Origin of the sequence: Kangiella sp., assembly GCF_014762745.1 — a bacterium.
GTDB lineage: Bacteria > Pseudomonadota > Gammaproteobacteria > Enterobacterales > Kangiellaceae > Kangiella.
In genome coordinates this window covers 1-1,019 of record NZ_JABURJ010000064.1, presented here as the reverse complement: position 1 = coordinate 1,019, position 1,019 = coordinate 1, and the positions used below count along the sequence as shown (strand labels likewise).

1 protein-coding gene is annotated in these 1,019 nt (G+C 49.6%); it reads left to right on the top strand.

Going from position 1 to position 1,019, the window contains the following annotated elements:
* Positions 1–2: 2 nt before the first annotated feature.
* Positions 3–518 carry a hypothetical protein gene (locus tag HUJ19_RS04765; RefSeq protein WP_290622560.1) on the top strand — a complete coding sequence of 172 codons (516 nt, stop codon included), beginning with the start codon at positions 3–5 and terminating at the stop codon, positions 516–518.
* Positions 519–1,019: the final 501 nt, after the last annotated feature.

Here is a 1,019-nt window from a genome sequence, read left to right as displayed (position 1 = left end):
GCATTTTATTTGGGATAACCGCATGGGCCAACTTCGCCACAGCGGCCTCAACACCAGAAGATTGCGCAGCCATCACAGACGACGCCAAACGCCTCGCCTGCTATGACCAATTCCTAAAAAATAGAGCAGCTCCAGTAAAACCAGAACCGGCTGCACAGCCCGCTAAACCAGCAGAACCAGCCAAGCCGGCCATGCCGGAGCAAGCTCAACAGCCTGCACCGAAAGCCGAAGTTGTCAGCAAAAAAGATAAAGTCGATGAATTTGGCAGTGAGCGAATTAAAGAAGAGGAAGAAACCTTAGACAAGATCACCGCCACCGCATTGGGTGAGTTCACCGAATGGAAAAAAGGCCTGAAAGTCCAACTTGATAATGGTCAAGTCTGGGAAATCACCGACCTACGCCCTGGTTACTATAAAATCACCAACCCGACGGTAACCATCGAAAAAGGCTTTATGGGCAGCTATAAAATGAACGTCAAAGGCCGCAATAAAAGCTACCGCGTTATACGCGTCGAGTAATAGCTCCATTCTTACGGTAAGGTGGCCCTGGCACACTTCTCTGCTTAACGGGTGAATCAAATCCGAGCTCGGTAGGGGGCGACCCAATGTGGTCGCTCTTTTTGATCCAGGCGCCCCCTCACCTAACCACCGGCAAGTGCCATAGGATGGGTTAGCCAAGCGTAACCTATCAAAGAAGAGCAGATCCTGAAGTCACTGGATCCCGCGGTCACAGCCGCAGGATGGCGAATATGAAGTAAGGGCAAGGACCTGCCATTCGTACGAACAAGGGTCTACCTTTCGTACGGACAACTCATGAGTTGTCCCTACAAACCACATTTACAACATCCCAACCCTTTTGATCCAGGTCATTTCCCCTAAACTTTCTGTGGTTGTTTAGAAACCGGCTATCCCTCATAATATGTAGTCTTTCGATGGCAAGTTTTACTAATTGCCTGTTTCGAGCCACTCCGTCGCGAAAATTGCGCAAAAACAAGGTGTTATCAGCTGATGGGCGAGTAT